This is a genomic window from Acetivibrio mesophilus (assembly GCF_004102745.1).
GTDB classification, from domain to species: Bacteria; Bacillota; Clostridia; order Acetivibrionales; family Acetivibrionaceae; genus Hungateiclostridium; species Hungateiclostridium mesophilum.
In genome coordinates this window covers 1-1,207 of record NZ_RLII01000087.1, presented here as the reverse complement: position 1 = coordinate 1,207, position 1,207 = coordinate 1, and the positions used below count along the sequence as shown (strand labels likewise).

Genomic DNA, 1,207 nt, shown 5'->3' with positions numbered 1-1,207 from the left:
TAGCCCCAAAAATTAAGACTCGTATTACATCAACGTTAGGTTCAATAAGTGAAAAAGGAATAAAAGGCTTTGTTTCTGATATTAAAAATGGTATTAAGCTCAAAGTTGGTAAAAAGGGAGCGAGTAACAATGCAAAGATACCAACAACTGGAGCAGAGTGGAATGAATACTTTAAGAATAAGTATGGAAGCGGAAATGTTGATTGGGTAACTGAGTTAAAGTCCTATGATGATATCATAATGAATCCTAAAGCTTTATGGGGAAAATCAGCCGATGATGTAGGAAAAATACTTGGAGAAGGTTGGACGAGAGGCACATATGGTTCTGCTGGTACCGGTTGGAAGTTCACCAATGGTGATAAGTCTGTGTTCTATCATCCAGGAGGAGGAGTTCATGAAGGGTCATATGTTGGAATTTCAAGTGGACAAATGGGGAAAGTCAAGGTTGTTGGGTCTGATTATAAGCCGTTAGCTGGTGATAAAGCTACAATTATTCAAAAGTAGGAGGATTTATTCTATGGAAAAAATTTCTATACAAAAACTTATGGAACTATATGCTGATACGATTAGTAAGTGTGGAACATATTTGTTAAGTGAGAATGATGTAGTAATCGGATATAATATTTTTGAAGAATTTGATACAGGCGTTATTTCATTTTTACACACTGATAGTTTGCAAAGACTTAACGATGCAGGATTAATCAGTGATGATATAATGCAAAAAAGCTCTATTTTAAGAGATTTGGTTCTTCAATTACAACAAGGCGATAATTGGAATGTTAATGCCGTTAGGAATTCAACTGAATGGAAGAAAGTACTTGAATTAGCTGATGAAATCAAAACAATGTTAGATTAATACAGCTTTATATCACGGGACACAGCACATTACTCCACTCTTAAACCAATAGCTAATAATATAATCTGAAAGTAAGAAGTAAGAATATGAAAAGCCTTGATAGGATTAACACCCTGTCAAGGCTTCTTTATTTTGTTTTGAATTTTGAATAAAAACTATATTACTTTTAGTTTATCCATTTTTTGTTCGTAAGCGTCAAATAAACTTGCACATGGGCTAATAAAATCGAGAATGTTGAAAATTTTGTGTATAAGAGAATGAAAAGACTCCTTCTTGGCAAGAATTACAAAATAATATCCAAGGAGGAGATTTTTTATGTCAACATTATCAAAAGAGCAAGTGAAAGAAATAA

2 protein-coding genes and 1 pseudogene are annotated in these 1,207 nt (G+C 33.2%); 2 read left to right on the top strand and 1 reads right to left on the bottom strand.

Going from position 1 to position 1,207, the window contains the following annotated elements:
- Together EFD62_RS17920 and EFD62_RS17355 are read left to right on the top strand one after the other, a co-directional pair.
- Positions 1–503 (top strand): annotated as a pseudogene (locus EFD62_RS17920) (hypothetical protein); the annotation flags it as partial.
- Positions 504–516: 13 nt separating this feature from the next.
- Positions 517–855 carry a hypothetical protein gene (locus EFD62_RS17355; protein ID WP_128706598.1) on the top strand — a complete coding sequence of 113 codons (339 nt, stop codon included), beginning with the start codon at positions 517–519 and terminating at the stop codon, positions 853–855.
- 155 nt (positions 856–1,010) lie between these two features.
- Here EFD62_RS17355 and EFD62_RS17915 read toward each other — a convergent pair.
- On the bottom strand, positions 1,011–1,207 hold a 197-nt coding region (locus EFD62_RS17915), incomplete at its 5' end, for a hypothetical protein (protein ID WP_206659766.1).